General features: G+C 68.5%; 21 protein-coding genes and 1 tRNA gene. 16 read left to right on the top strand and 6 right to left on the bottom strand.

The window, feature by feature from the left end; genetic code table 11:
* The first annotated feature begins 3 nt into the window (after nt 1–3).
* Entirely contained in the window at nt 4–1,959 is a 1,956-nt protein-coding gene (locus ASG62_RS01330) for an acetoacetate--CoA ligase (protein WP_082537185.1), read from the top strand.
* Between the two features lie 7 nt (nt 1,960–1,966).
* On the opposite strand, the gene ASG62_RS01325 is transcribed toward ASG62_RS01330, so the two are convergent.
* Nucleotides 1,967–2,803 carry a LysR family transcriptional regulator gene (locus ASG62_RS01325; protein WP_056694535.1) on the bottom strand — a complete coding sequence of 279 codons (837 nt, stop codon included), beginning with the start codon at nt 2,801–2,803 and terminating at the stop codon, nt 1,967–1,969.
* Between the two features lie 92 nt (nt 2,804–2,895).
* Between ASG62_RS01325 and ASG62_RS01320 the strand changes: the two genes are divergently transcribed.
* The gene (locus ASG62_RS01320) at nt 2,896–3,864 is read left to right on the top strand and encodes a quinone oxidoreductase family protein (RefSeq protein ID WP_056694537.1); all 969 of its coding nucleotides are present in this window, start codon (nt 2,896–2,898) and stop codon (nt 3,862–3,864) included.
* 37 nt (nt 3,865–3,901) lie between these two features.
* Here the strand turns inward: ASG62_RS01320 and ASG62_RS01315 are convergent, their stop codons facing one another.
* The 3 genes from ASG62_RS01315 to ASG62_RS01305 form a co-directional block, all read right to left on the bottom strand.
* Nucleotides 3,902–5,596, bottom strand: a complete 1,695-nt coding sequence (locus tag ASG62_RS01315) for an ABC transporter permease (protein ID WP_056694539.1) — start codon at nt 5,594–5,596, stop codon at nt 3,902–3,904.
* Nucleotides 5,597–5,708: 112 nt separating this feature from the next.
* On the bottom strand, nt 5,709–6,755 hold the full coding sequence (locus ASG62_RS01310) for a Fe(3+) ABC transporter substrate-binding protein (RefSeq protein WP_056694541.1): 1,047 nt from the start codon (nt 6,753–6,755) through the stop codon (nt 5,709–5,711).
* Between the two features lie 224 nt (nt 6,756–6,979).
* Complete coding sequence (locus ASG62_RS01305; protein ID WP_056694542.1) at nt 6,980–10,828, bottom strand: histidine kinase dimerization/phospho-acceptor domain-containing protein; 3,849 nt, start codon at nt 10,826–10,828, stop codon at nt 6,980–6,982.
* Between the two features lie 274 nt (nt 10,829–11,102).
* On the opposite strand from ASG62_RS01305, the gene ASG62_RS01300 reads away from it, so the two are divergent.
* From ASG62_RS01300 to ASG62_RS01285, 4 genes are all read left to right on the top strand, one after another.
* A complete protein-coding gene (locus tag ASG62_RS01300) occupies nt 11,103–11,612 on the top strand; it encodes a phasin (RefSeq protein WP_082537187.1) in 510 nt (169 codons plus the stop codon).
* 162 nt (nt 11,613–11,774) lie between these two features.
* Nucleotides 11,775–11,851: transfer RNA gene (locus ASG62_RS01295), tRNA-His, on the top strand.
* A 406-nt stretch (nt 11,852–12,257) separates the two neighbouring features.
* Nucleotides 12,258–12,530, top strand: a complete 273-nt coding sequence (locus tag ASG62_RS01290) for a BrnT family toxin (RefSeq protein WP_056694544.1) — start codon at nt 12,258–12,260, stop codon at nt 12,528–12,530.
* Nucleotides 12,490–12,765 carry a BrnA antitoxin family protein gene (locus ASG62_RS01285; protein WP_056694546.1) on the top strand — a complete coding sequence of 92 codons (276 nt, stop codon included), beginning with the start codon at nt 12,490–12,492 and terminating at the stop codon, nt 12,763–12,765. The genes ASG62_RS01290 and ASG62_RS01285 overlap by 41 nt, the downstream gene beginning before the upstream one ends.
* Nucleotides 12,766–12,875: 110 nt before the next feature.
* Here the strand turns inward: ASG62_RS01285 and ASG62_RS01280 are convergent, their stop codons facing one another.
* Complete coding sequence (locus ASG62_RS01280) at nt 12,876–13,637, bottom strand: LuxR family transcriptional regulator (RefSeq protein WP_056694547.1); 762 nt, start codon at nt 13,635–13,637, stop codon at nt 12,876–12,878.
* Between the two features lie 163 nt (nt 13,638–13,800).
* Here ASG62_RS01280 and ASG62_RS01275 point away from each other — a divergent pair, with 163 nt between their 5' ends.
* The 6 genes from ASG62_RS01275 (at nt 13,801) to ASG62_RS01250 (ending at nt 20,104) form a co-directional block, all read left to right on the top strand.
* Complete coding sequence (locus ASG62_RS01275; RefSeq protein WP_056694548.1) at nt 13,801–14,694, top strand: proline iminopeptidase-family hydrolase; 894 nt, start codon at nt 13,801–13,803, stop codon at nt 14,692–14,694.
* A 35-nt stretch (nt 14,695–14,729) separates the two neighbouring features.
* Entirely contained in the window at nt 14,730–15,668 is a 939-nt protein-coding gene (locus ASG62_RS01270) for an ABC transporter permease (protein WP_056694550.1), read from the top strand.
* A 98-nt stretch (nt 15,669–15,766) separates the two neighbouring features.
* Nucleotides 15,767–16,534 carry an ABC transporter permease gene (locus ASG62_RS01265; RefSeq protein ID WP_082537229.1) on the top strand — a complete coding sequence of 256 codons (768 nt, stop codon included), beginning with the start codon at nt 15,767–15,769 and terminating at the stop codon, nt 16,532–16,534.
* A complete protein-coding gene (locus ASG62_RS01260) occupies nt 16,531–17,529 on the top strand; it encodes an ABC transporter ATP-binding protein (RefSeq protein ID WP_056694552.1) in 999 nt (332 codons plus the stop codon). The genes ASG62_RS01265 and ASG62_RS01260 overlap by 4 nt, the downstream gene beginning before the upstream one ends.
* The gene (locus ASG62_RS01255; protein WP_082537188.1) at nt 17,526–18,596 is read left to right on the top strand and encodes an ABC transporter ATP-binding protein; all 1,071 of its coding nucleotides are present in this window, start codon (nt 17,526–17,528) and stop codon (nt 18,594–18,596) included. The genes ASG62_RS01260 and ASG62_RS01255 overlap by 4 nt, the downstream gene beginning before the upstream one ends.
* Entirely contained in the window at nt 18,593–20,104 is a 1,512-nt protein-coding gene (locus ASG62_RS01250; protein ID WP_056694554.1) for an ABC transporter substrate-binding protein, read from the top strand. Before ASG62_RS01255 ends, ASG62_RS01250 begins: the two co-directional genes overlap by 4 nt.
* Before the next feature lie 110 nt (nt 20,105–20,214).
* On the opposite strand, the gene ASG62_RS01245 is transcribed toward ASG62_RS01250, so the two are convergent.
* Nucleotides 20,215–21,012: an SDR family NAD(P)-dependent oxidoreductase gene (locus tag ASG62_RS01245; RefSeq protein ID WP_056694556.1), complete on the bottom strand. Its 798-nt coding sequence runs from the start codon at nt 21,010–21,012 to the stop codon at nt 20,215–20,217.
* Nucleotides 21,013–21,111: 99 nt separating this feature from the next.
* On the opposite strand from ASG62_RS01245, the gene ASG62_RS01240 reads away from it, so the two are divergent.
* The 4 genes from ASG62_RS01240 to ASG62_RS01225 all read left to right on the top strand — a co-directional run bounded on the left by ASG62_RS01240 (nt 21,112) and on the right by ASG62_RS01225 (nt 26,053).
* The gene (locus tag ASG62_RS01240; RefSeq protein WP_056694558.1) at nt 21,112–21,858 is read left to right on the top strand and encodes a 16S rRNA (uracil(1498)-N(3))-methyltransferase; all 747 of its coding nucleotides are present in this window, start codon (nt 21,112–21,114) and stop codon (nt 21,856–21,858) included.
* Between the two features lie 124 nt (nt 21,859–21,982).
* Nucleotides 21,983–23,356 carry a glutamate--cysteine ligase gene (locus tag ASG62_RS01235; RefSeq protein ID WP_056694560.1) on the top strand — a complete coding sequence of 458 codons (1,374 nt, stop codon included), beginning with the start codon at nt 21,983–21,985 and terminating at the stop codon, nt 23,354–23,356.
* A gap of 207 nt (nt 23,357–23,563) precedes the next feature.
* On the top strand, nt 23,564–24,496 hold the full coding sequence (locus ASG62_RS01230) for a hypothetical protein (protein WP_156385353.1): 933 nt from the start codon (nt 23,564–23,566) through the stop codon (nt 24,494–24,496).
* A 240-nt stretch (nt 24,497–24,736) separates the two neighbouring features.
* Nucleotides 24,737–26,053, top strand: coding sequence for a hemolysin family protein (locus ASG62_RS01225; RefSeq protein ID WP_056694563.1), 1,317 nt, complete (start codon nt 24,737–24,739; stop codon nt 26,051–26,053).
* The last annotated feature ends 54 nt before the right edge of the window (nt 26,054–26,107 follow it).

The raw sequence follows: 26,107 nt of genomic DNA, 5'->3' as shown, positions 1-26,107 counted from the left end.
CGCATGGCTGGACGACTGCTCTGGAGCCCGAGCGCGGACCGCGTCGCGGCCCATCCGCTGACCGCCTTCGCCCGGGAAGCCGAGCGGCGATCCGGCCGGTCCTTCGGCGACTACGAGGCGCTGCACGCCTGGTCGATCGAGGATCGCGGGGCCTTCTGGCGGGCGGTCTGGGATCACTGCGGCACCGTCGGCGAGCCCGGCGAAGAGACGCTCGTGGAGCCCGGCGACATGCTGACGGCCCGCTTCTTCCCGCAGGCGCGGCTGAACTTTGCGGAAAACCTTCTGCGCGGCGAGGGCTCGGGCGAGGCGATCGTCTTTCGCGGCGAGGACAAGGTGGAGACGCGGCTCTCCTTCGACGGGCTCCGCGCGCTCGTCTCCCGGCTGGCGCAGGCGCTGCGGGCGGAGGGCATCGTCGCCGGAGACCGCGTCGCCGCCATGATGCCGAACATGGCCGAAACCGTCGCCGCCATGCTGGCCGCGGCCTCGATCGGCGCCGTCTGGTGCTCCTGCTCGCCCGATTTCGGCACGCGCGGCGTCACCGACCGGTTCGGGCAGATCGAGCCGAAGCTCCTCTTCGTCTCCGACGGCTATTTCTACGCCGGCAAGACGATCCGCATCGCGGAGAAGCTTAGCGAGATCGTCGGGGCGCTGAAGGTCGGCCGGACGGTCGTCGTTCCCTATATCGGCGAGGCCGCAGCCGTTGCGGGCGGCCTGCCCGGCGGGACGACGCTGGAGGCGTTCCTCGCGCCCTTCGAGCCCGCGCCGCTGGCCTTCGAGCGCCTGCCCTTCGCCCATCCGCTCTACATTCTCTTTTCCTCCGGCACGACGGGCGTGCCCAAATGCATCGTCCATTCGGCGGGCGGCACGCTTCTCCAGCACCTGAAGGAGCACCGGCTCCATTCCGGCATCGTGGAGGGCTCGCGCGTCTTCTACTTCACGACCTGCGGCTGGATGATGTGGAATTGGCTCGTCTCGGCGCTCGGGTCCGGCGCGACGCTGCTTCTCTACGACGGCTCGCCCTTCCACCCCGATGGCAACGCGATCTTCGACTACATCGCCGCGGAGAAGGCGAACTTCTTCGGCACGAGCGCCAAGTTCATCGACGCCGTGCGCAAGGAGGGCCTGCGGCCGATCGAGACGCACGATCTCTCCGCGGTCGAGGTCATCGCCTCCACCGGCTCGCCGCTCTCGCCGGAAGGCTTCGACTTCGTCTATTCCGGCATCAAGTCGGACGTTCATCTGGCCTCCATCTCGGGCGGCACGGACATCGTCTCCTGCTTCGTCCTCGGCGTGCCCTGGCTGCCGGTGCGCGAGGGCGAAATCCAAGGCGCCGGGCTCGGCATGGCGGTCGACGTCTGGAGCGACGAGGGCCGTCCGGTTCGCGGCGAGAAGGGAGATCTCGTCTGCACCAAGGCCTTCCCCTCCATGCCGATCGCCTTCTGGAACGACCCGGACATGGCGCGCTATCGCGCCGCCTATTTCGAGACCTTCCCGGGCATCTGGTGCCATGGCGACTTCGCCGAATGGACCCCGTCCGGCGGCATCGTCATCCACGGGCGATCGGACGCGACGCTGAACCCGCAAGGCGTGCGCATCGGCACGGCGGAGATCTACAACATCGTCGAGCAGATGGAGGAGGTCGTCGAGGCCATCTGCATCGGGCAGGACTGGGACGGCGACGTGCGCGTCGTCCTCTTCGTGCGGCCGGCCTCGGGCGTCGATCTCGACGCCGCGCTCGTCCAGCGCATCCGCACCGCGGTCCGCACCGGCGCCTCGCCCCGCCACGTCCCGGCGAAGGTCCTCGCCGTCTCCGACATCCCGCGCACTAAGTCCGGCAAGATCGTGGAACTCGCCGTCCGCGAGGTCGTCCACGGCCGCCCCGTGAAGAACAAGGACGCGCTGGCCAATCCCGAGGCTCTGGAGCTTTTCGCGGGGCGGACGGAGCTCTCGGAGGCATAAGGCGGGATCAGATCTCCCGCAGGCAGTCCATGACGGCGCGGACGGGGGCGGAGTTGCGCAGATCGGAGTGCACGGCCACCCAGACCTCCCGAACCAGCGGCGCGTCCTCGGGGCGCGCCCGCGCGAGGTTCGGCTCGCCGTCGGTCATGAAGGTCGGGAGCATGGCAAGGCCGGCATGGGCCTTGACGAGGGCCAGTTGGATCTCGGCGTGGTCCGAGCGGAAGGCGGTGGTTTCGGTCAGGGCCCAGCGCTCCAGCGCCCGCTGCTGCGGCGATCCGCCGATAGCGCCGTCCGATCCGATGAAGCGCCAGTCCGGCGGGCGCGTCGCGGCGAGATAGGCGGCGCTGCCCCATAGGTCGAAGGTCATATCCGCAAGCTTGGCGATCGTCAGATCGCCCTCGGTCGGCCGCGTCAGACGGATCGCGATATCGGCCTCGCGCCGATCGAGGGAGATGAAGCGCGCGTCGCCGAGCAGGCGAATCCGAAGCCGGGGATGGCCGGTTTGGAACGCGGCGAGACGAGACGCGAGGACACGAGCGGCATAGGCCGGCGGCGCGCTGATCGCGATCTCGCCCGTGAGGTCCAACCGTGCGCCATCCGCGAATCGGCCGAGCGCCAGCGTTTCCGCCGCCATCCGCTCGGCGATGCGGGCGATGTGTTCGCCCTCGGCGGTCAGGAGGAGTCGCCGGCCGCGCCGGTCCACGAGCTTCAACCCGATGGCCGCTTCCAGCGCCGCGATCCGCCTTGCGACGGTGGCGTGTTCCACGCCGAGGGCCCTTGCGGCCGCCGACAGGCTTCCGCCGGTTGCGAAGGCGCCGAAATGGCGAAGGTCTTCCCAGTCCATCCGGTCGTTTTCTCACATACGCTGTGCGGAGATCGAGAATTTCCGATCGGAAGGCCCGCGTCTACGGCTTTCGTCTTTCGAAGGAGAGACCGATGGACAAGGCCATTCGAGTGACGATGCCGGGCGGGCCGGAGGAACTAAAGCCGATCGACTGGCCGGCGGCATCGCCCGGTCCCGGAGAGATACGGATTCGCCACCGCGCGATCGGCGTCAACTTCATCGACGTCTATCATCGCACGGGCCTCTACCCGCTTCCGAAGGACGGCGTTCCCGGCGTGGAGGGCGCGGGCATCGTCGAGGCGCTGGGCGAGGGCGTCGAAGGCCTCTCGATCGGCCAGCGCGTCGCGTATGCCGGAAGCGTCGGCGCCTATGCGGCGACGAGGCGTCTGCCGGCCTGGCGGGCCGTGCCCCTGCCGTCCGACGTGCCGGAGGACCTTGCCGCCGCCTGGCTCCTGAAGGGCCTGACCGTTCACATGCTCCTGACGCGCACCTATCCCGTCGAGCCCGGCTCGGTGCTGCTCGTTCACGCCGCGGCCGGCGGTCTCGGGTCGCTGCTGACGCGATGGGCCAAGCGTCTCGGCGCGACCGTGATCGGAACCGTCGGCTCTCCCGCCAAGGCCGAGATCGCGCGGGCGAACGGGGCGGACCATGTCGTCGTCGGGCGCGATGCCGACTGGGCGGCGGATGTTTCGATCTTGACGGACGGACGGGGCGTCGATTTCGCGATCGACGGCATCGGGGGCGACAGGCTGGTCGCGACGTTCGGCTGCATCCGGCGGTTCGGCACCGTCGCCAGCATCGGGCAGGCGGCAGGCCCCATCCCGCCGCTGGCGGTCGAAGAGGTCGGGCCGCTGCGCTCGGCCGTCTTCGCGCGTCCGAGCGTCATGGCCTATTCGGCGGAGGAGACGACCTATCCGACGGCCGCCGGGGCCGTCCTTTCCATGATCGCATCGGGCGTCGCGAGCGGCCCGGGCGCTTCCTATCGGCTGGAGGACGCCGCCCGCGCCCATGCCGATCTCGAAGCGGGGACGACGGTCGGGGCCTCCATCCTTCGTCCGTGAGACGGGCCGGACGGCCCGGCGATGGCGGGCCGAACCGTCAGTGGACCTCTTCGCTGACGGCCTCCGTCAGCGAGCGGGTGAGGAGGATCACCGGCAGGATGCCGACGAGGACGATGAGAAGGGCGGCCAGCGCGCCGTCCTCGAAGGCCGAGCGGGAGGCGGAGGCGTAGACGAAGGTGGCGAGGGTCTCGAAGTCGAAGGGCCGGAGCAGGATGGTCGCGGAGAGTTCCTTGGAGGCGTCGACGAAGACGAGGAGGAAGGCGGTGAGGACGGCGGGGCGCATCAGCGGCAGGAGCACCTCGCGCAAGGTTCCGCCGGGGCCGCGGCCGAGCGTGCGGGCGGCCATGTCGAAATGGGAGGAGAGCTTGGCGAAGCCGCTTTCCACCGAGCCGTGGCCCATCGCCATGAACCGCACGAAACAGGCGTAGACGATGGCAAAGCCCGAGCCCGACAGGAGAAGTCCGGTCGAGACGCCGAAGGATGCCCGCATCGCGGCGTCCAGCGCGTTGTCGAAGGCGGCGAGCGGCACGAGGATGCCGATGGCGAGAACCGTGCCGGGGACGGCGTAGCCGAGCGCGCCGATGCGGGCGAGGGTTGCGAGGCGCTTGGAATGCGTCAGGCGGATGCCGTAGGCCATGACGAAGGCCGCCGCGACGGTCACCGCGCCCGCCGCGCCCGCGATCGCGACCGTGTGGAGGAGGGCGCGCCAGAGCTGCGGGTCCGCCGCCTGGTCCAGCCGCCGCATCGCGAAGGCGCCGAGGACGACGGCCGGAATGCCGAAGCCGGACGCGATGGGGAGGAGGCAGGCCACCGTCGCGAGCCAGGCCCGGCCGCCGCCCAGCCGCTCGCGGCCTGCGCGGGGGCGGTCCGCGCGGTGCAGCGTGAAGCGCTGGCGGCGGCGGGCGAAGCGCTCGATGGCGACGAGGGCGACGATGACGGAGAGCATCAGAAGCGCGATCTGCGTCGCGCCTTCGAGGTCCCCCCGGTTCAGCCAGGTCGAATAGACGGCGAAGGTGAGGGTGCGCACGCCCAGAAACTCGACCGCGCCGATGTCGTTCACCGCCTCCATCAAAGCCAGCGTCACGCCGACGGCGATGGCGGGGCGCGCCATCGGCAGGAGCACGCGGAAAAAGACCCGCGCCCGCGAGGCGCCGAGCGTGCGCGCGACGTCGGCCGCCTTGCGCCCCTGCATCAGGAAGACCATGCGCACGGTGAGGAAGACGTAGGGGTAGAGCACCGAGGAGAGGATCACGACGGCTCCGCCGAGCGAGCGCACGTCCGGGAACCAGTAGTCGCGCCGGGTCTCGAAGCCGAAGAGCGCGCGCAGACCCGTCTGCACGGGGCCGGTGAAGTGGAGGAACTCCACGAAGCAATAGGCCGCGATATAGGTGGGCACGGCCAGCGGCAGCACGAGCGCCCAGGCGAAGAGGCGCCGGCCGGGAAAGTCGAAGGTCGCGACCAGCCAGGCGGTGAGGACGCCGACCGTGCCCGACAGGATCGCGACGCCCAGCATCAGGAGAAGCGTCACGCGGCTCGCCTGCGGCAGGATCGACTGGGCGATGTGCGGCCAGTTCGCTGCACTGCCGGACAGGGCGATGACGAGAAGCGAGGCGAGCGGCAGGATCACCGCCAGCGCGACGAGGATGCCGGCGGCGAGATAGGCGCGGTCGTGCCGGCTGCGGCCGACGGGGCCGGCGGCGGCCGGCTTGGCAATGGGCACGGACGCGGACATGGCGTCTCTCTCGCGATGGGCCGGGCTGGAAGGGGCGAAAACGGCGAACGGCGCCCGGGGCGGTCGAGCCGCCGGGCGCCGGTGCGTCTCTCATCTCATGTCGGCGGAGCGATCAGCTCTGCGGGCCGTCGTCGTAGCCGACGGCGTCGACGAGTTCGGAGGCCTTGGTGCGGAACTTGGCGATCTCGGCCAAGGGCAGCGTGTCCGGCTTCAGATCGCCGAAGGCCTTCACCGCGTCGGAAACCGCGATGCCGGGCTCCAGCGGGTATTCGTAGTTGATCTCCGAATAGATCCGCTGCGCCTCGTCGCCGGAGAGATATTCCATCAGCTTGATGGCGTTCTCCTTGTTCGGCGCGTTCTTGGCGAGCGCGATGCCGGAGATGTTCACATGGGTGCGGCCGTTGTCGAAGGTCGGCATGACGACGCTGATCGCCTTCGCCCAGTCCTTCTGCGCCGGCTCCTTCTCGTTGGTCTGCATGAGGCCGACATAGTAGGTGTTGCCGAGCGCCACGTCGCATTCGCCGGCCGCGATCGCCTTGGCCTGGTCGCGGTCGCCGCCCTCGGGCTTGCGGGCGAGATTGTCGCGCACGCCGGTGAGCCATGTCCTGGCGGCTTCCTCGCCGTGATGGGCGATATAGGCCGCAATCAGGGCGACGTTGTACTGATGCTGGCCGGAGCGCGTGCAGAGCTTGCCCTTCCACTTCGGATCGGCGAGCTCCTCGTAGGTGATCGCGGTCTCCTTCACGCGGTCCTTGGAGGCGTAGATCACGCGGCCGCGGGCGGTGAGGCCGAACCACTCTTTGTCCGTGTCGCGGAACTCGGCGGGAATGTTCTTCTCCAGCGTCTCGTTCGTCAGGGGCTGGACGATGCCGGCCTTCTTGGCGGCGTCGAGATTGCCGACATCGACGGTCATGATCACGTCTGCGGGCGAGTTGGCGCCCTCGGCGGCGATGCGCTCCTGCAGGCCCTTGTCGATGAAGATCGCGGCCGTCGAAAGACCCGTCTCCTTGGTGAAGGCGTCGAGAAGAGGCTGGATCAGCGCGGGCTGGCGCGAGGTGTAGATGTTGACGTCGGCGGCAGCGGCCGTGCCAGCGGCCAGGGACGAGGCGAGCGCGGCCAGAACGAGGCTGCGGCGAAAGCCTTTGAATCGGGTCGTCATGTCGAAATCTCCTCGGCGACGAGAGGGCCGCGTTCAGCGGCGACCCTGGCGACATGACGGATCGTGAGCCGCGACGCAAGCTTGAGAAGATTGAATTATCAGTGATTTCAAATACTTGGAATGGCTCTAAATTGGAGCTATTCCAAGTTGCCGCACAAGCTCATGTTTCGGAGAGGCTTTTCGGATCGCTGCCTCGCCTCCGCATCCGGCGCCGACCGGCGGCCTCACTCCGCGAGGACGCGCGGAGCCGGGAAGACGATCTCGACCAGAGTTCCCTCGCCCGGCGTCGACTGGATCGAGAAATAGGCGCGGTTCGCCTCGACCATTGCCTTGGTGAGGGGCAGGCCGAGGCCGGTTCCCTCGCCGCGGTTGGCGCTGGGCGCATGGACCTGCTGGAAGGGCGTCAGCGCCAGCTCGATCTCGCGCTCGGTCATGCCGATGCCGGAGTCGCGGAAGCGCAGGAGCACGTCGCCTTCCGCCGCATAGGTGGTGGAGGCGATGATCTGCCCGCCCGCCGGCGTGAAGCGGATGGCGTTGGCCAGAAGGTTCAGCGCGATCTGGCGCATGGTGCGCCGGTCGGCGACGACGGGAGGCACGGAGGAGGGCAGGTTGGAGCGCACGATCACGCGCTCCCGGTTCGCCTGCGGCTGCATCAGCGACACGGCCTCGGAGATGACCTCGTTCAGCGAGACGGCCTCGAAGGAGAGATCGACCTTGCCGGCCTCGATCTTGGAAATGTCGAGGAGGTCGTTGACGAGGTCGAGGACGTGGTGCCCCGAGCGCTTGATGTCGCCGAGATATTCCAGATAGCGCTCGTTGCCGATCGGGCCGAAGCATTCCGAGGACATGACGTCGGCGAAGCCGATGATGGCGTTCAGCGGCGTGCGCAGCTCGTGGCTGATATTGGCCAGGAAGCGGCTCTTGTGGAGGCTCGCGGCCTCGGCCTGCCGGCGGGCGTTGACGAGGTCCTCCTCGATCCGCTTCCAATGGGCGATGTCGCGGATGACGACGCACCAGCCGCGCTCGCCGGTGAGGCGGCCGATGGTGATGAAGAGCGGAATGAAGCCGCCCTGCGAGACGCGCCCGATGACCTCGCGCCCGTCGTTGAGAATGCCGCCGATCCCGTCGTCGCGCAGCATGTCCAGATAGTCGACGGTCGCCTTCTGGCTCTCGTGGGCGAAGAGGCTGGACAGGTGCCGGCCGAAGGCCTCGTCCACGCCGATGCCGAAAAGGGCGTGGGCCGAGCCGTTCATGGCGCGGATATTGCCGCTGCTGTCGAGGAGGACGACGCCGTCCGTCGCCGTGTCGAGCACGGCCTGGAGCTCCTCCACCTCCTGGCGCAGGTCCTCGAGCGCGGGGATGGCCGCGGCTTCCTCGTCCGCGACGCTGAGAAAGGACATGAGCAGCGCGGAGCGGCCGCCTTCGGCGATCCGCTGCATATGCGCGCGCACTTCCACGACCTCGCCATCGGCGCGCACGAGCGCCAGCGTGCCCTCGCCCTGCCGGTCGAGCACCAGCGCATCCAGTCCGCCCGCCGCCTCCACCGCCTCGGCATCGGCATGGCCGGTGAGGCGCGCGAATTCGGCATTGCTGTAGACGGTGGTCTCGCGAACCTGGACGAGGACGGCCAGAGGCAGGCCGGCGAAAAGGCGCTCGAAGACCGCGACGTCGAGCGGCGGTTCGTCTTCGTCGTCCTCGTCGAGGTCCTGTGCGGTTTCGCGGGCTTCGGCGCCTGCGGCGGGTTCGAACGCAAGCGCTTCGACGGCGCTTGCCGCACCGTCCGGCAGACCGGCGGAAACCTCACCGGATGCGGTCGAGGACTCGCCGGCCTCTGCCGCGACGTCGAGGCGCTGGGGCTCCGCGGCCGCCAGGGGCGCGTCGAGCGCCGCTGTGTCCTCGACAGGTGCGGGAGGCGCGTCCGTTTCGGCGGGAGGCTTGCGGGAGGCCAGCCGACGATCGGCTTCCGCCTCGGCCCGAGCGAGCTTTTCCGACAAAGCTTCGAGCGCAGGCTCGATCGGATCGGTCACGGCGGAGGACAGGGCAGCGCCCGTTCCGGCCTTCGCCATCTGCGGCGAAGGTGCCCCGGCGGCGTCTTCGGGCGCCTGTTCGGGAACAGCCGGCTCCTCGAAGCGCAGCGCGCCTGGAGACTCGGCTTCCGCCTTGCTGCCGAGCTTGGCGCCGATGGCGCGGAACGCGGCCTCCTCGGCCGTCGACAGCACGCCCTCGCGGGGGCGCCGACGCTCTTCCAGGCGGATGACCTTCTGCGCCGAGTCCGCCTCGGGTGCGGCCTCGGGCTCGACGGGCGGTTCCACCCGGCGGCCGAAGCTTTCCGCCTCGAAGCGGCGCAGGAACGGCTTCTCGCGCGGCGGCTCTGCGGCCGGCGCTTCGTCGCCGCAGGTCGCGTCCGGCGCATCGTCGCGCGCGGGGGCGGGGCCTTGCGTCAGATGCAGGCCGAGGCCTTCCTCGTCCGGCACGGATTCGTTGAGCCGGACGATTCCGAAGCCGCGAAAGCCGTCGAAGCTGCGGTCGCGGCCATAGACGGGGAGGGCCGCCAGATCGACCGGCGCCTTGCGGTCGCTGCCCTCGATCGGCCAGAAGATGGTGCGGCCGGACCAAGTGTCGCGCCGCTCCAGAAGGCGCGCGATCTCGCGCGTCTCGTCGAATCCGAAGACCTTGGAGACGGTCGCGAAGCTGCGCCCGACGACATCGGCCGCGTTCGGGCCGACCGCGCCGGCGAAATCGGGCGAGAGAAAGCGGAACGCGCCCTCGCGGTCGATCTGCCAGACGAAGCGCACGGGCGGCACGTCGAAACGCGGAACGAAGGCAGGCGCACCTGCGGCAGCCACGCTGCGCACCGGCGCGCTGCCGTCGCGCGCTTCTTCGGGCGCGGCATCGGTTGCGAGAGCCGGTTCGGCGATGGGGGCCGGCGCTTCCAAAGCCAGCGTCGTGTCCGGCTGGTCCGACGGTTCGGCCGCTGTGGAAATGTCCGCATCTGTCGTCGGCGGGACAACCGGCGCTTCCGCGCCGTCTGCGGCGTCCAGCGTCTCCCGATCCGCCGGGGTCTCGTCGTCCGCCGGCTCGCTGGCGATCACGTCGAGCGGCGTATCGTCTTCAAGCTCCTGCACATCCGGCTGCGCCTGTTCGCCGGGCAGCGCGTCGAGCACGGCCGGGCTCGAAAGCTCGGCGGGGTTTTCCTCTGCGGTCGTTGCTGGCGCGTCCGTCCGCTCGGTTGCGTCCGGCAGGGCCGATCCGGTCTCCGGCCCGGTGCGCTCCGCCGGCGCTTCGGGGCCGCGCGAATGCCAGCGCTCGAGGAGCGCGCCCATCGACATGCCGGGCCGGCGCTCGCCGAGCTTCGCGCGCTTGACGGAAAAGGTCGCGAACCCCGCCGATGCCTCGGGGGCTTCGGCCGATGGAAGCGAGGCCGGCGCCTGCGAAGGCAGGCGTTCAGGCGCTGGAACCTCCGCAGCCGGCGCCGGGCGGGCTTCGGCCCAGGCGACGGTGCGGCCGAAGGGGGCGCGCACGAGCGTCCAGCGGATCTCGCCCGCATCCCGCGTCGCGATCGCGTCCTCGCCGGCCTCGAAGGCGGCGACATCGGCGGCGAGAGCGCTGCCGGAGGCGGCGTCGAAAGAGGCCGTCGCGTAATGAAGGAGGCCTTCGACGAAGGTGCAGGCCGCGCTTTCGGGCGGAGCCACGGCCGCGACGAGATCGGCGTCGTCGAGCGGCCGGCCGAGATCGGGGATGGTCAGGAGCACGAAGGGCGCGCGGGCCCCATCCGCCGGGCGAAGCATGAGCGCCGCCTCGATCATCTTCGTGCCGGCGCGGGTCGACTGGCGCAGCGAGACGCGGGCGTGGCCGGCTTCCGCCAGCTGCCGCGCGGCGGAGCGGACCTGCCGCAGGGTCGGCGTCGCCGCCGCTCCGGGCGGGCCGACGATCGCACGGCCTGCTGCATCCGCGAAGAGAACGGCGTTCAACTCGACGTCGAGAGCGATCACGGCCGCGCCGGCCAGCGCTGCGTCGCGCAGGCTCGCATCGGCGACGATCTCGCTCGTCGAAGGTGTCGTCCTCGTCGTCATCGGTGCGGATCCATGCGGTTTCTGCGGCCGGATGCCGGATTTGCTTAACATGACCTTAATAGGGACGCGACGCTTCGCTGGCCAGAATCAACTGTTCCTGCGGCACCATTCCCTTTCGAAAGGGTTAATCCCGAATGCAACCGAAAGAGGGCAAGGAAGCTTCTATGTTGCATTGCACAATGAACGTTGGTAAACGTGGGCTCGTTCTAGGGTGGGTGGGCCCGCAAAACGCCCAATCTGGCACTGATTTCAACGAGTTTAGGGAGATGCAGCCATGTCGGAGCAGGATTTCAACCAGGCGTCGGACGCAGCCAAGGCCGCCGGCGAAGCTTCTCTGCGCAACGCGCAGGAGTTCATGGGTTCCGCACAATCCATGATGGACCCTTCCAAGATGACCGAGACCTTCCGCGCGATGACGCAGAAGTCCGTCGAGCAGTCGAAGGAGGCCTATTCGCGCATGAAGTCGGCCGCCGACGACGCGACCAAGACGCTCGAGACGACCCTGGAAAGCGCCCATCAGGGTTCGCTCCAGCTGTCGAAGAAGGCGATCGACGCGCTCCGCAACAATGCCGAGGTCGGCTTCCAGCACCTCGACAAGCTGATGGCGGCCAAGTCCTTCTCCGAGGTCATCGAGCTGCAGACCTCGTACCTGCGCAAGCAGGTGGAGCTTGCGACCGACCAGTCCAAGGACATCCAGTCGCTCGCCCAGCAGGTCGCCCAGGAGCTGATGAAGCCCGGCCGCGAAGCCTTCCAGAAGGCGACGGACTCGGCGAAGTCCTACTAAGAGGGTCCTCTCTTCGAGGATCGATCGGATGGGGCCGGGCGGCGCACGCACCGGCCCCATCGCATTTTCCCACCCGTCTTTCGCCCGCGGAGCCGCTTATCGCTTGCGCGAAGGAGCGAAAGATTTTATGGGGACCACGCAATGCCCGCGGGCATTTGGTGTGCGGTTGTAGCTCAGTTGGTTAGAGCGTTGGATTGTGGCTCCAGAGGTCGGTGGTTCGAACCCACCCAACCGTACCATAAAGCCACGGTGTTCTCGGTACGATAGCGTGGTGTCGATCGCCCTAGGCGAGGCTTTCTGTTGCGTCCATGCTGACATCTGACGCCATCGATTTCGAACGGTATTCCCGAAGGTTCGGCCGCTTCGGGCGACACGAGCGTGGCAAGATGTGGACCGCCATTCGCCACCCTCATCATCCAGAGTCGTTTGTCGTGCCGTAAGAGAGCCTTCTCGTCGCTCTGCCATACGCCGGCTGATCTCTTCGATTGCGATCCCGCGATCGATGATGGCGTCCTGCGCATGTTCGAGCAGATGATCCGATGCGCCACTCCCGCGTCGCCGATCTCTGTCCTCTCGGTCGAACCGAAGATATTGTGCGCACGATAATGTTTGACGCCGATGCATAATGTCGGCACAAGAATTCGAATGGACATCACGTTCGATCCCGCCAAGCGTGACCGAACCCTGATCGAACGGGGTCTCGATTTCGCCGAGGCCGGAGAGGTGTTCGCCGGCCGTACGCTCGATCTTCGCGACGACCGGTTCGACTATGGCGAAGCGCGTTTCCAGACCTACGGCCTCCTCGCCGGGCGCGTCGTGATGATCGTGTGGACGCCGCGCGGCGAGGGACGGCACGTCATTTCCATGAGGCACTGCCATGAACGCGAAGCCAGAAAAGTCCGCGATCGGCTGGGTTGATCCCGACGACGCGCCGGAATGGACCGATGAAATGTTCGAACGCGCCGATCTTCATGAGAATGGCGTGTTGGTCCGGCGCGGAAGGCCGCCGCTCGTCCACCCGAAGGAGCGTCTGACCATCCGCGTCGATCACGACGTCGCCGAAGCGCTTCGGGCAAGCGGCAAGGGCTGGCAGACCCGCCTCAACGCCGCACTTCGGAAATGGGTGACGGATGGTCCTTCCGAGCCGCTTTAGCTTCGAGACGCGGATGCGTTCGGTCAGGGAGCTGTGTCGCCTGGTCCAGAGGTGCTCACGCCTTCGAGCGCCGTCATGCGGCAGGCGCGCAGAGCTCGACGGCGAGAGACTCAGGCAAGCAGGCGGTAATGGGCGGCGCGGGCCATGAGCTGGGCCTTGTTGCGGGCGTCGAGCTTTCGGGCGGCGGCGTTGAGGTGCATCTGGACGGTGGGCTCGGAGCGGCCGATCTTCAGCGAGACCTCCTTGGCCGAGAGGCCCTCGGCCGAGAAGCGGACACATTCGGTCTCGCGCGGGGTCAGACGTGCGGCGCGCGAGGCGCGCTCGCCCGGGCCGAACAGCGGCTCCACCGATTCGTGCAGCACATGGGCGAGAATCGCGAAGTCGGCGAGGAACTCCTGCGCCTCGCGGTCGAAGCCGCTCGAGGCGTCGTGGCGGATGCCCGTCACCGTCGCGCAGTCGCCGCGCGGAAGGTGGATCGGCACCGTCATGCCGCAGGTGATGCGGGTGTCGCGGACATAGCCGACGACGGGCGCGTGGAGATCGGTGATCGTGCGCGCCAGAACCGTCTCGTCTTCCGGCCGATAGCTCCAGACGAAGGGCTTGGCCGAGCGCAGGGCGAGCTGCTGCACCGGGTCGATCTGGTAGAAGCCGCTGTCCGACCAGAGCTTCGACATATCCTCCGGCACGTCGCGCATGCCGAAGAAGGACGGCGTGATCAGGTCGCCCGTGTGGGAGAAGGTCACGGGCGTGTAGTCGTAGATCAGCGCGGTCAGGCCGAGATGCTCCATCTCGGCCTTGGCCCGGTCGAGCTTGCCGTCGATCGTGGCGGCGCCTTCGAGAAGCTCTTCGTAATAGGAGATATGTCGTGCCATCGCCGTCGCTTAAAGGCTATGCCTGTCGATGAGGCATGGTCACATTATAGGCGGCTTTGTGCAAGCACTCCTGCTCGACCCTATCGTTTTTGATAGCTTACGCGGGCCGGCGTCGGTCGACTAAGGTCTTCACGAAGGCGAAATCGAACGACGGAAGCTTGGCATGTGGCGTGAAATCCAGCCGGACGAGACGAAAGAGGTCGAGGTCGAGGGCGGCAAGGTCGTGACCTATTCCTTCGGCTCGGGCGACGACGTCGTGCTCCTGCTCAACGGCGGCCCCGGCCTGCCCTGCGACTATCTTCGCGATTCGCATTCCTGCCTCATCGACGAGGGTTACCGCGTCGTCGCCTTCGACCAGCTCGGCACCGGCCGGTCCGACCGGCCGACCGATCCCGCGCTCTGGACGATCACGCGCTATGTCGCGGAGGTCGAGACCGTCCGCCAGGCGCTCGGCCTCGGCAAGGTCCACCTGATCGGCCAGTCCTGGGGCGGCTGGCTCTCGGTGGAATACGCGCTGACGCATCCGGACGCGTTGAAGACGCTGGTCCTCGAAAACACCGCCGCCGACATTCCCCATCTCGTCGGCGAGCTGAACCGGCTGCGCGAGGCGCTGGGGCCGGAGACGACCGCCATGATGCAGCGGCACGAGGCGGAGGGCACGCTCGACCACCCGGAATACCAGGGCGCCATCACGGTCCTCAACTACCGCCATGTCTGCCGTCTTTCGGAATGGCCCGCGCCCGTCCGCCGTTCGCTCGACGATTGGAACATGGGGCCCTACGAGACGATCCAGGGGCCGAACGAGTTCACCTATACGGGCAATCTCAAGGACTGGAACCGCGTGCCCGACATGCACCGGATCACGGTTCCGACGCTCGTCACCGTCGGCCAGCACGACGAGCTGACGCCGGCCTGCGCCATGCGCATGCACCGCGCGCTGCCCGATGCCGAGATCAAGGTCTTCCCCAATTCCAGCCACATGCCCTTCTTCGAGGAGCCCGACGCCTTCTTCCCCGTCCTCATCGACTTCCTGAAGCGTCGGGGCGGGCGCGGCTGATGAGGATGGCGGATCTGAGGGGAGCCATCTGAGAGATGCATCGCTACGGCTTCGTCCTCAAGCGTCCGCTGCAGATGATCCCGGTCCTCTTCGGGATCAGCGTGATCACCTTCGTGCTCGTGCGCTCGATCCCGGGCGATCCCGCCCGGCTGATTCTCGGCACGCGGGCGACGCCGGAGGCCTTGGCGCGGGTGCGCGCCGAGTTCGGGCTCGATCAGTCCCTGGCGATGCAATATGTCTACTTCCTCAAGAACCTCTTCCAGGGCGAGATGGGGCGCTCGATTCTCTACAAGATCGACGTGCTCGGCCTCGTCCTCCAGCGCATCGAGCCGACGCTGGTCCTCGTCGCGGGCGCCGTCCTCCTCTCGCTCCTGATCGCCGTGCCGCTCGCCTCGCTGTCCGCGCAGCGGCCGGGGAGTCTGGCCGACAGCGCCGTGCGCTTCTTCTCGACGGCGGGGCTGGGCCTGCCGAACTTCTGGCTGGCGATCATGCTGATCATCCTCTTCAGCGTCGGTCTCGGCTGGTTCCCCGTCTCGGGCTACGGGCGCACGCTGCCCGAGAAGCTGCATCACATGGTCCTGCCCTGGCTCACCATCGCGCTCTCGCTCTCGGCGGTGCTGACGCGCAGCCTGCGCGCCACGCTGGTGCAGCAGATGCGCTCGGACGTGGCGCTCGCGGCGCGGGCCCGGGGCCTGCCGGAGCGGATCATCTTCCGCCGCCACGTCCTGCCCAACTCCATCCTGCCGACGCTCAACCTCCTCGCCGTCAACATCGGCTGGCTGATCGGGGGCACGGTCGTGGTGGAGCAGGTCTTCGCCATTCCGGGCATGGGGCAGCTCCTGGTGCGCGCCATCTTCTCGCGCGACTACATGGTGGTCCAGAGCGTCGCCATGGCTTTTGCGGTCGCGACCGTCATCGTCAACTTCACCGCCGACATCCTGACCGTCACGGTCGATCCGCGGGTGAAGCTGTGAGCGCGCTCGCGCCCTCGCCGGCGGTGCTCGCGGTCGCCCGGGCGCGGCCGTCGCGGCGGATCGCGGGGCTTCCCGTGCCGCTCGCGGCGGGCCTCGCGATGCTCTTGGCCTTCGTCCTCGTCGCGCTCCTGTCCGATCTCGTCGCGCCCTACGATCCGATCTTCCAGGACGCGACCGCGCGGCTCTCGCCGCCCTCTCTCCTCCATCCGTTCGGCACCGACAATTACGGCCGCGACGTTCTCTCCCGCGTCGTCGCGGCCATGCGGGTCGATCTCCAGATCGCCGTCTTCGGCGTGGTCTTCCCCTTCGCGATCGGCACGGCGGTCGGCACGATCGCGGGCTATTTCGGCGGCTTCGTCGATACGGTCTTCATGCGGATCGTCGACGTCGTCATCGCCTTCCCGTTCCTGGTCCTGATGCTTGCCGTCATCACCATCCTCGGGCCCGGCCTGCAGAGCTTCTTCATCGCCATGGCGCTGGTCGGCTGGGTCTCCTATGCGCGGCTCGTGCGGGCGCAGATCCTCGTCCTCAAGAACAGCGACTTCGCGCTTGCCGCCCGCTCTCTCGGCTTCTCCCATGCCCGCATCATGTTCCGCCATCTCCTGCCGAACGCGCTGACCGCCTCGATCGTCTTCGCCATGTCCGACTGCGTGCTCGTGCTCCTGTCGGGCGCGGCAATCTCCTATCTCGGGCTCGGCGTTCAGCCGCCGGCGGCGGAATGGGGCATCATGGTCGCGGAGGGGCAGGCCTTCATCTCGCGCGCCTGGTGGATATCGGCCTTTCCCGGCCTTGCCATCGTCACGCTCGCCTTCGCCTTCAGCCTCGTCGCGGACGGGCTCGGCGAGGTCCTGGGAGAGCGGGCATGAGCGGGTCGATCCTCCTGGAGGTCGAGGGCCTCACCGTCGCGGCCCATGTCGGGGGCGCCGAGCGGCGCATCGTCGACGAGCTTTCCTTCACGCTCGGACGCGGCGAGATCCTCGGCCTCGTCGGCGAGAGCGGATCGGGCAAGACGGTCGCATGCCGGGCGCTGATGCGGCTTCTGCCGGAGACGCTGGCGATCGAGGCGCGCCGGGTCCGCTTCGACGGCGCGGAGATCGGCGGGCTCGCCGAACCCGATTTTGCCAAGCTGCGCGGGCGCGGCATGGGCATGATCTTCCAGAACCCGTCGAGCCATCTCGACCCCGTCATGCGCATCGGCGCGCAGATCGCCGAGACCGTGCGCCATTCCAAGGGTCTCTCGCGGCGCGAGGCGGACGGGGAGGCGGTGGAGCTTCTGCGGCAGGTCGGCATTCCCGATCCCAAGCAGCGGGCGAAGGCCTATCTCCACGAATTCTCCGGCGGCATGCGCCAGCGCGCCATGATCGCCGTCGCGCTCGCCTCCGATCCGAAACTCCTCATCGCGGACGAGCCGACGACTGCGCTCGACGTGACCGTGCAGGCGCAGATCCTCCGGCTTCTCCAGGACCTGCGCGACCGGCGGGGGCTTTCCATCATCTTCGTCACGCACGATCTCGGCGTCGTCTCCCAGCTCTGCGACGGGATCGCGGTCCTCTATGCCGGCCGGCTCTGCGAGAGCGGGCCGAAGCGCGAGGTGCTCCTGGCGCCGCGCCATCCCTATTCGGCCGGGCTCGTCGCCTGCCAGCCGGCGTCGAGCGCGGGTCTGAGGCGGCTTCGCACGATCGAGGGCCAGCCGCCCTCGCCGGGCGCCATGCCGCCGGGCTGCCGGTTCCATCCGCGCTGCCCGAGCGCGGCCGAGGACTGCCGGAGCGCCCAGCCGCCGCTCGCCGCCTTCGGTCCGGCACACGACGTCGCCTGCTTCCATCCGGCCGGCCTGTCCGCGGCGGCGGAGATCCGGCCATGAGGATCGTCAAGCCGCATCGCTCCCCGGAGCCCGCATCCGAGGCGCCCATCTTGGAGGCCGACGACGTGACGGTCAGCTTCACGGCGCCCGGCGGCGGGTTCCTGGGGCTCTCCAAGCGCGAGGTGCGCGCGGTGAACGGCGTCTCGCTCAGCGTGCGGCGGGGCGAGACGCTCGGCATCGTCGGCGAGAGCGGTTCGGGCAAGTCCACGCTCGGGCGGGCGCTGCTCGGGCTGGAAAAGGTCGGCTCCGGCCATGTCACCTTCGACGGCATCCGCGTTTCCGACGGCCGGCGCGCCGCGCTGGCGACGCTTCGGCGGCGAACCGCCATGGTCTTCCAGGACCCCGCCAATTCGCTGAACCCGCGCCTCACTGTCAACGAGACGCTGGCGGAGGTCCTGCGCGTGCATGGCAAGGTTCCGCGCGGCGGCGAGGCGGCGCGCGTCGCCGAGCTCCTGTCGCTGGTCGGCCTCGATCCCGCGCTCGGCGACCGGCGGCCGCGCGCGCTCTCCGGCGGCCAGTGCCAGCGGGTGGGCATCGCGCGCGCGCTCGCGGTGGAGCCCGATCTCGTCATCGCCGACGAGTGCATCGCCGCGCTCGACGTGTCGATCCAGGGCCAGATCATCAACCTCTTCCTGGACCTGCAGGAGCGGATCGGCCTGACGCTCGTCTTCATCGCGCATGATCTGGCCATCGTGCGCCGGCTCTGCGACCGCGTCGCGGTCATGTATCTCGGCCGGATCGTGGAGGAGGGGCCGACGGAGGCCGTCTTCGCCGCCCCGCGCCATCCCTATACGGCCGCCCTCATCGCCGCGATTCCGGAGATCGACCCGGATATGCGCCTGCCAGACGCGGCCATGGGCGGCGAGCCGCCGAGCCCGATGGCGCTGCCCGACGGCTGCGCCTTCCATCCGCGCTGCGCCCATGCCGAGGAGCCCTGCCGGACCGGCGCCCCGCCGATCCTGGCGCGCCGCGACGGCCATGGCTGGGCCTGCATCCTGGCGCCCGGCACCCTTCTTTCGCCCTCCCCGACGCCTGCCCGCCATCAAACCCTGGAGATATCCGCATGACCCGATCCAAGGCCCGCCTTCTCGCCGCGACCGTGCTCGCCGCTTTGACCCTCGGCACCTCGATCGCCGAGGCCGCCGGCATTCTCACCATCGGGCGGCGCGAGGATTCCACCACGTTCGATCCGATCGCCACCGCCCAGAACGTCGACAACTGGGTCTATTCCAACGTCTTCGACGTGCTCGTGCGCGTCGACAAGACGGGCACCAAGCTCGAGCCGGGCATCGCGGAGAGCTGGACCGTTTCCGACGACAAGCTGACCTACACGTTCAAGCTGCGCGACGCGAAGTTCTCGGACGGCTCGCCGGTGACCGCCGAGGATGCCGCCTTCTCGCTCCTGCGCATCCGCGACGATCCGGCCTCGCTCTGGACCTCGTCCTATTCGGTCGTGGAATCGGCCGTGGCCAGCGATCCGAAGACGCTGGTGGTCAAGCTGAAGGAGCCCTCCGTGCCCTTCCTCGCCTCGCTCGCGCTGCCCAACGTCTCGGTTCTTCCCAAAGCCGTGGTCGAGGCCAAGGGGGCCGAGTTCGCCTCCGCGCCGATCGGCTCGGGCGCCTTCTCCGTGAAGGAATGGGTCCGGGGCGACCGGGTCATCCTGGAGAAGAACCCGAACTACTGGGACGCCGACAAGGTCAGCCTCGACGGCGTCGAGTGGATCTCGGTGCCCGACGACAACACGCGCATGCTGAACGTGCAGGCGGGCGAGCTGGATGCGGCGATCTTCGTTCCCTTCTCGCGCGTCGAGCAGCTAAAGACCGACGCCAATCTGAAGGTCTCCCTCGACACGTCCACCCGCGAGGACGCGCTTCTTATCAATCACGAGAAGGGCAAGCTCGCCGACAAAGCCGTGCGCCAGGCGCTGGACATGGCGATCGACAAGCAGGCGATCGTCAATGCCGTGACCTTCGGCATCGGCGAGGTCGCGAACTCCTACGTTCCGAAGGGCGCGCTCTACTATTACGCCGACAATCTTCGCCGTCCCTACGAGCCCGAAAAGGCCAAGGAAATGCTGGCGGCCGCCGGCGCCACGGACCTGACGCTCGACTACAACGTCAAGGCGGGCGACGAGGTGGACGAGCAGATCGCCGTCCTCATGCAGCAGCAGCTCGCCGCCGCCGGCGTTTCCGTCAACATCAACAAGGTGGACGCCGCCTCGCAGTGGGACATGTTCGTCGCCGGCGATTTCGACGTCGCGGTCGGCTACTGGACGAACGACGTGCTCGATCCCGACCAGAAGACGACCTTCGTCCTCGGCCACGATTCGAACCTCAACTACATGACGCGCTACAAGAACGACGCGGTGAAGGACCTCGTCGCCAAGGCGCGCACGGAGGCCGATCCGGTCAAGCGCGAGGCCATGTATGTCGAGCTGCAGAAGACGGCGAAGGACGACGTCAACTGGATCGACCTCTACTACAGCCCCTATATCAACGTGACGCGCGCCAATATCGAAGGCTTCTACCAGAACCCGCTCGGCCGCTTCTGGCTGGAAGACGTCAAGAAGAACTGACCGGTCCCGCTCGAGTTTCTCAGGGATAACCGGTTCCCACTTGATACCTGACAAAAACCGAGGCGCCGCTCCGAAAGGGGCGGCGTCTTCGTTTCGGGCGTTCGCCGGTCTCAGCTCTGGACCGACTGGACCGAGCCGCCGTCGACGCGGACGTTGGAGCCGTTGACGAAGGAGCCGCGTTCGGAGACGAGCAGCGCGATGACGGCCGCGACCTCCTCGGCCCGGCCCCGGCGCTTCAGAACGATGCCCGGCCGCTCCTCCTCGAGAAAGCTCTCGACCGCCTCCTCGAAGGAGGTGCCGCGTTCCTCGGCGCGCTTTTTCATCATCTCGTCGGTCATGTCGGTCGCGATGAAGGCGGGCGAGACCGTGTTGCAGAGAATGCCGTGCTCGGCCTCCCTGTAGGAGAGGTTCTTCACGAAGGTCGCGAGCGCCGCCTTGGCGACGTTGTAGGTCGCCTCCTCCCAATAGGGCTGCACCGCGTTTTCGGAGGCGATGCAGACGAATCGGCCCCAGCGGCGCTCGCGCATCTGCGGAAAGGTGGCGCGCGCGACGTGGACGGCGGACAGGAAGTCGGTCCGCCAGGCCTCCTCGTAGTCGGAGTCCTTCATCTCGAGCGGATGCCCTTTGGCGCCGGTGATGCCGGCCGTGTGCACCACGATGTCGATCCGCCCGAAGCGCTCGGTCGCGGCCTCGACCACGCCGTCCACCTCGCTCTGCTTGGTGACGTCGGCGGCGATGCACAGCGTCTCGGTTCCGAGCAGGAGCGCCTGCTCGGCCAGGGCAGACCGGCTCCGGTCGGTGAGAACGAGCTTGGCGCCGTCCGCCGCCAGGATCTGCGCCGTGGCAAATCCCATGCCGCCGTCGGCGCCGGTGATGAGAGCGACCTTGTCCTTGATTCCGAGATCCATGCGGTGGTCCGATCGAGCGCGTTGGCGGGAAGCGTGACAACGGCCCCCGGCCCCCATAGGTTTCGGCGACCCCCCGTTTCGCGGAGCGCATCGCCGTCCATGCCCGATCACGATTTCAAGAGCCCGCGCCTTCACGTGGCGGCGGATCTGTCCGAGGGCATGGCGATCGAGGCCGAGCCGGCCCAGGCGAACTATCTGCAGAACGTCCTGCGCCTCGGCGCCGGCGACACCGTGCTTCTCTTCAACGGACGCGACGGGGAGTGGCGCGCCGAGCTCGTGCCGCTCTCCAAGAAGCGCCTGACGCTTCGCCCGCTCCGGCGCCTGCGCGAACAGGTGCCGGCGGGGGACCTCCACTATCTCTTCGCGCCGCTGAAGCAGGCCCGGCTCGACTACATGGTGCAGAAGGCCGTCGAGATGGGCGCCGGACGGCTGCAGGCCGTGCTGACGCAGCACGTCCAGGCGCCGCGCGTGAACCTCGACCGCATCGCCGCCAATGCGGTGGAGGCGGCCGAGCAGTGCGGCATCCTGGCGCTGCCCGAGATCGCGCCGACGATCCGGCTCGCCGAGGTGCTGGCGAATTTCGATGCCGGCCGCAGCCTCGTCTTCTGCGACGAGCGGGCGCCGGAGGGCAGCGCGATCGAGGCGCTGAAGGCGGCGCCGCGCCGGCCGATCTCGCTTCTGATCGGCCCGGAAGGCGGGTTCTCGGAACCCGAGCGCGCGCTTCTCCTCGCCCATCCCGCGACGCTCGCGATCTCGCTCGGGCCGCGCATTCTTCGCGCCGACACGGCGGCGGTGGCCGCGCTCGCCGTCGTGCAGGCCAGCGTCGGGGACTGGTCGGACGGTTGAAGGCGGCCCTCGCGCAACCCGGCGTTCAATCGAAAGCTCTTGCGCCCGCGCCTGAAAAAATGGAGACAGCCGGAACCATAGGGAGGCCGCGAGCGGCGGGCCCGAGCGTTTCGAGGACGACTGCATGGCGCGCGACACGACCGACATGACGCCGGTGGCGTCGTTCGACGACCTCGTCGGCCATCTGAAGGGCGGCGAGAAGCCGCCGGCGGATTTCCGGATCGGCACCGAGCACGAGAAGTTCGGCTATTATCCCGGCGACCTCTCGCCCGTTCCCTACGAAGGCGAGCGCGGCATCCGCAAGCTTCTGGAGGGCATGCAGGCGATCTCCGGCTGGGAGCCGATCGTCGACGACGGCAAGCTGATCGGCCTTGCCGGCGGGGAGGGCGAGGGCGCCATCTCGCTGGAGCCGGGCGGCCAGTTCGAGCTCTCCGGCGCGCCGCTCGAGACGATCCACGACACCTGCCGCGAATCGAACCGGCATCTGGCGGATGTGCGCAAGGTCGCAAGCGAGCTCGGCATCGAGTTCCTCGGCCTCGGCTCCAGCCCGCTCTGGACGCTGGCCGAGACGCCGCGCATGCCGAAGTCGCGCTACGCCATCATGGAGCGCTACATGCCGAAGGTCGGCACGCGCGGCCTCGACATGATGTTTCGCACGACGACGATCCAGGTCAATCTCGACTTCTCCTCCGAAGCCGACATGCGCACCAAGATGCAGGTCGGCATGCGCCTGCAGCCGCTGGCCTCCGCGCTCTTCGCCAATTCGCCCTTCACGGAGGGAACGCCGAACGGTCTCGTCTCCTGGCGCTCCGACGTCTGGTCGGACGTGGACAACCGGCGCTCGGGGCTTCTGCCCTTCGTCTTCGAGCCCGGCTTCACCTATGCCGACTACGCGACCTGGGCGCTCGACGTGCCGATGTACTTCGTCATGCGCGAGGGCCGCTATCACGACGCCACGCATGTGACGTTCCGCCAGTTCCTCGACGGGGCGCTGAAGGGCGAGATCGCCGATCCCGAGCCCTCGATGGGCGACTGGACGAACCATCTCTCGACGCTCTTCCCGGACGTTCGCCTGAAGCGCTTCCTGGAAATGCGCGGGGCCGACGGCGGTCCCTGGCGCGGCATCTGCGCGCTGCCCGCCTTCTGGGTCGGCCTTCTCTACGACGAGGCCGCGCTGGCGGACGCCGCGAGCCTGACCGCCGACTGGAGCTTCGAGGAGGTCGCGGCGCTGCGCGCCGAGGTTCCGCGTTCCGGTCTTCGCACCCCGTTCCGCGGCGGCACGATGCTCGACGTCGCGCGCGCCGTTCTCGACATCTCCCGCCGGGGGCTCGTCTCCCGCAAGCGGCTGAACGAGGACGGGTTCGACGAAAGCATCTTCCTCGGCCCCCTCGAGGACATCGTCGGCCGCGGCACGACCTCGGCCGAGGAGCTGGTCCGGCGCTACGAGGGCGAGTGGGACGGCTCCATGGACCGTCTCTTCCGGCACCTCACCTACTGATCGGGCAAGCGTTTGCGATCGGCCTGATCTCCTCCCTTGAAAGGGGAGGTCGGCAGCTTCGCCGGTCGCGCGAAACCGCAAACACATGCCGGCGCGGCTTGGAATGCGCGAAAAGCATGTGAGCACAACGTGCGGCGTGCGCCTTCCGCTTGGCAGGCGGGTCGAAGGCGGTCATGCTCGGCATCGGAGCGTGACATTTCGCGGGACATGACGCGAAGCGCTCGGGAGACGGTCATGGCGAGCTTCGACGACTGGTTGACGGTCACCGATCCCCGGCTCTTCGGGGAGGCGTTGGCCGAACAGTTCCGGCTGAGCCAGAAGGAGCTGGAAAAGGCGACGCAGGCGCTGGCACCCGCCTTCGCCATCGGCTTCCAGAACGCGCTGGCCGACCCGAAGAGCTGGCAGGACCTGTCGAAGGCCTTCTACGGCCTCGTGCCCGGGCTGTCCGGCGCGACGCCCGGGCAGGGCCATGCCGGTGAGATCTTCACCAAGACCTTCTTCGGCTCGGATGCGCTCGTCTCGGCCGTCGCGCGACAGGCCTCGCTCGTCGCCGGGATCGCGCCGGACACGCTGCAGAAGCTGATGCCGGGGCTTGCCGCCCTGACGATGCAGGCCATGGTCCGCACCTCGATGGAAAATCTGACGCGCAACGCGCCGGCGGGCCTTGCCACCGGCGATCTCGGCGGGGCGACGGCCGAGATGATGCGGCGCGGGGCGAACGCCGTCGAGGCGCTTTCGCGCCCGTCCGACAGCGGGCGGGGCGCCGCCTTCGCGAACCCGATGGCCGGCCCCCTCGGCGGCATGGCCGACGTCTTCTCGCAGTCGCTGAAGGCGAGCCTCTCCTGGATGCAGCCCGGCCCGGCCGCCGAAGCGAAGAAGCCGGAAAGCCCCAAGGCCCCGCCGCCGATCGACCCGATGGCGCCCTTCGCGGCCATGTTCAAGGCCTTCGCCGACGGCATGAGCGGCGCGGCCGCGCAGAAGGAGCCGCCGCCGCCGCCGGCCCCAGAGCCCGCGGCACCCGCCCCGTCCGGCGATCTCGTGGAAGGTCTGATGCGCTCGGGGCAGAGTCTCGGCGACGGCTATGCGCGCGAGATGGCGGCGCTGTTCGAGCGCTACGGCCGGCCGTCCAAGGCGTCCTGACGCCGGCGCGACCGCCGCGGACGAGCCGTCCGCCCGCCGAAGCTTGCAGGTTCCAGCATTCCATATCGCGCTGCACCCGATCCTCTGGTATGGGAGGGCGTCGTCGGGCGCTTGCCGTGTCCGCGCGTCCGCTTGCGGGCCACTCGGCGTGCGATCCCCTCGCGCATCGTGGTTGGCTTGCCGGGCTGCCGTCCTATCTGGAACGACGCCTGGGCCATTCGGCCCGTGACCGGTGGACCGATGCTTCTGCTCAATGCCCTGATCGTGTTTTTGCTGATCGTTCTGAACGGCTTTTTCGCGATGTCCGAACTCGCCATGGTCTCGGCGAAACGCTCGCGCCTCCAGCAGATGGCGGCCGAAGGCAAGCGCGGCGCCAAGCGCGCGCTCGAACTGACCGAGGACCCGACGGGCTTCCTCTCCACGGTCCAGATCGGCATCACGCTCGTCGGCATCTTCGCGGGCGCCTACGGCGGCTCGGTCTTCGCCACGCCGCTCGCCGATCTCCTGCGCCCGATCACGGGCGTCGGCGCCTATGCCGATACGGCGGCCTTCATCATCGTCGTCATCATCATCACCTATCTCTCGCTGATCTTCGGCGAGCTCGTGCCCAAGCGCTTCGCGATGAAGCACCCGGAGGGCATCGCGGCCTTCGTCGCGCCCTTCATGGCGGGCCTCGCCGTCGTCGGCGCGCCCGTCGTCTGGCTCCTGCGCGTCTCGACCATGGCCGTCTCCAGCATCTTCGGCGCCTCGACCGAGGACACGAACATGGTGACGGAAGAGGACGTGAAGGCGATGATCGCGGAGGGCACGCAGTCCGGCGTCTTCGAGCAGAAGGAGCGCGAGATGCTGGAGGGCGTCCTGCGCATCGCGGACCGCACCGTGCGCTCCATCATGGTGCCGCGCCCGGACGCCGCCTGGATCTCATCGACCGACACGCCCGAGGACATTCTCGACGAGGTCAACTCGTCCGGCCATTCGCGCCTGCCGGTGATCGGGGTGGAGAACGACGACATCGTGGGCGTCGTCCAGGCCAAGGACCTTCTCCAGCAGATGCGCCGCACCGGCACGATCGACCTGACGCTGGCGCTGCGCGAGCCGCTCTTCGTCAACGAGACCATGCCGATCCTGAAGCTCCTGGAGCGCTTCCGGTCCTCCCATCTCCACATGGCGATCGTGCTCGACGAATACGGGTCCTTCGAGGGTCTCGTCACGCCGACGGACATTCTCGTCGCCATTGCCGGCTCGATGCCGGAGGGGCTGGAGGACGAGTACAGCGCCGTGCAGCGCAACGACGGCTCCTGGCTTCTGGACGCCGGCATGCCGATCGACGACGTGGAGCGCGTGGTGGAGAAGCTGCGCATGCCGAAGGAGCGCGACTACGAGACGCTGGCCGGCTTCATGCTGGAGCGCTTCGGTCACATCCCGGAGGTCGGGGAGAGCGTCGAATACGAGGGCTGGACCTTCGAGGTCATGGATCTCGACGGTCGCCGGATCGACAAGGTCATGGCGACCGCGCCGCTGCCGAGCGTCGACGAGGACGACGGCACCTCGTTCTGATCGGCGTCGAGACATCGTCCCCCCCAAACGAAAACGGCCCGCGAGATGCGGGCC

The sequence above is a fragment of the Aureimonas sp. Leaf427 genome, assembly GCF_001425485.1.
Classification (GTDB): domain Bacteria; phylum Pseudomonadota; class Alphaproteobacteria; order Rhizobiales; family Rhizobiaceae; genus Plantimonas.
The sequence above is the reverse complement of the archived record's forward strand: the minus strand, read 5'-3'. Positions and strand labels throughout refer to the sequence as shown.

What these genes read in the sequence shown, in the direction of transcription:
- ASG62_RS01320 (WP_056694537.1), top strand. Translation starts at nt 2,896, where the DNA reads ATGGACAAGGCCATTCGAGTGACGATGCCGGGCGGGCCGGAGGAACTA.
- ASG62_RS01325 (WP_056694535.1), bottom strand. Translation starts at nt 2,803, where the DNA reads ATGGACTGGGAAGACCTTCGCCATTTCGGCGCCTTCGCAACCGGCGGA.
- ASG62_RS01290 (WP_056694544.1), top strand. Translation starts at nt 12,258, where the DNA reads ATGGACATCACGTTCGATCCCGCCAAGCGTGACCGAACCCTGATCGAA.
- ASG62_RS01305 (WP_056694542.1), bottom strand. Translation starts at nt 10,828, where the DNA reads ATGACGACGAGGACGACACCTTCGACGAGCGAGATCGTCGCCGATGCG.
- ASG62_RS01265 (WP_082537229.1), top strand. Translation starts at nt 15,767, where the DNA reads ATGCTCTTGGCCTTCGTCCTCGTCGCGCTCCTGTCCGATCTCGTCGCG.
- ASG62_RS01260 (WP_056694552.1), top strand. Translation starts at nt 16,531, where the DNA reads ATGAGCGGGTCGATCCTCCTGGAGGTCGAGGGCCTCACCGTCGCGGCC.
- ASG62_RS01250 (WP_056694554.1), top strand. Translation starts at nt 18,593, where the DNA reads ATGACCCGATCCAAGGCCCGCCTTCTCGCCGCGACCGTGCTCGCCGCT.
- ASG62_RS01245 (WP_056694556.1), bottom strand. Translation starts at nt 21,012, where the DNA reads ATGGATCTCGGAATCAAGGACAAGGTCGCTCTCATCACCGGCGCCGAC.
- ASG62_RS01255 (WP_082537188.1), top strand. Translation starts at nt 17,526, where the DNA reads ATGAGGATCGTCAAGCCGCATCGCTCCCCGGAGCCCGCATCCGAGGCG.
- ASG62_RS01235 (WP_056694560.1), top strand. Translation starts at nt 21,983, where the DNA reads ATGGCGCGCGACACGACCGACATGACGCCGGTGGCGTCGTTCGACGAC.
- ASG62_RS01240 (WP_056694558.1), top strand. Translation starts at nt 21,112, where the DNA reads ATGCCCGATCACGATTTCAAGAGCCCGCGCCTTCACGTGGCGGCGGAT.
- ASG62_RS01310 (WP_056694541.1), bottom strand. Translation starts at nt 6,755, where the DNA reads ATGACGACCCGATTCAAAGGCTTTCGCCGCAGCCTCGTTCTGGCCGCG.
- ASG62_RS01275 (WP_056694548.1), top strand. Translation starts at nt 13,801, where the DNA reads ATGTGGCGTGAAATCCAGCCGGACGAGACGAAAGAGGTCGAGGTCGAG.
- ASG62_RS01280 (WP_056694547.1), bottom strand. Translation starts at nt 13,637, where the DNA reads ATGGCACGACATATCTCCTATTACGAAGAGCTTCTCGAAGGCGCCGCC.
- ASG62_RS01225 (WP_056694563.1), top strand. Translation starts at nt 24,737, where the DNA reads ATGCTTCTGCTCAATGCCCTGATCGTGTTTTTGCTGATCGTTCTGAAC.
- ASG62_RS01285 (WP_056694546.1), top strand. Translation starts at nt 12,490, where the DNA reads ATGAACGCGAAGCCAGAAAAGTCCGCGATCGGCTGGGTTGATCCCGAC.
- ASG62_RS01300 (WP_082537187.1), top strand. Translation starts at nt 11,103, where the DNA reads ATGTCGGAGCAGGATTTCAACCAGGCGTCGGACGCAGCCAAGGCCGCC.
- ASG62_RS01315 (WP_056694539.1), bottom strand. Translation starts at nt 5,596, where the DNA reads ATGTCCGCGTCCGTGCCCATTGCCAAGCCGGCCGCCGCCGGCCCCGTC.
- ASG62_RS01330 (WP_082537185.1), top strand. Translation starts at nt 4, where the DNA reads ATGGCTGGACGACTGCTCTGGAGCCCGAGCGCGGACCGCGTCGCGGCC.
- ASG62_RS01230 (WP_156385353.1), top strand. Translation starts at nt 23,564, where the DNA reads ATGACGCGAAGCGCTCGGGAGACGGTCATGGCGAGCTTCGACGACTGG.
- ASG62_RS01270 (WP_056694550.1), top strand. Translation starts at nt 14,730, where the DNA reads ATGCATCGCTACGGCTTCGTCCTCAAGCGTCCGCTGCAGATGATCCCG.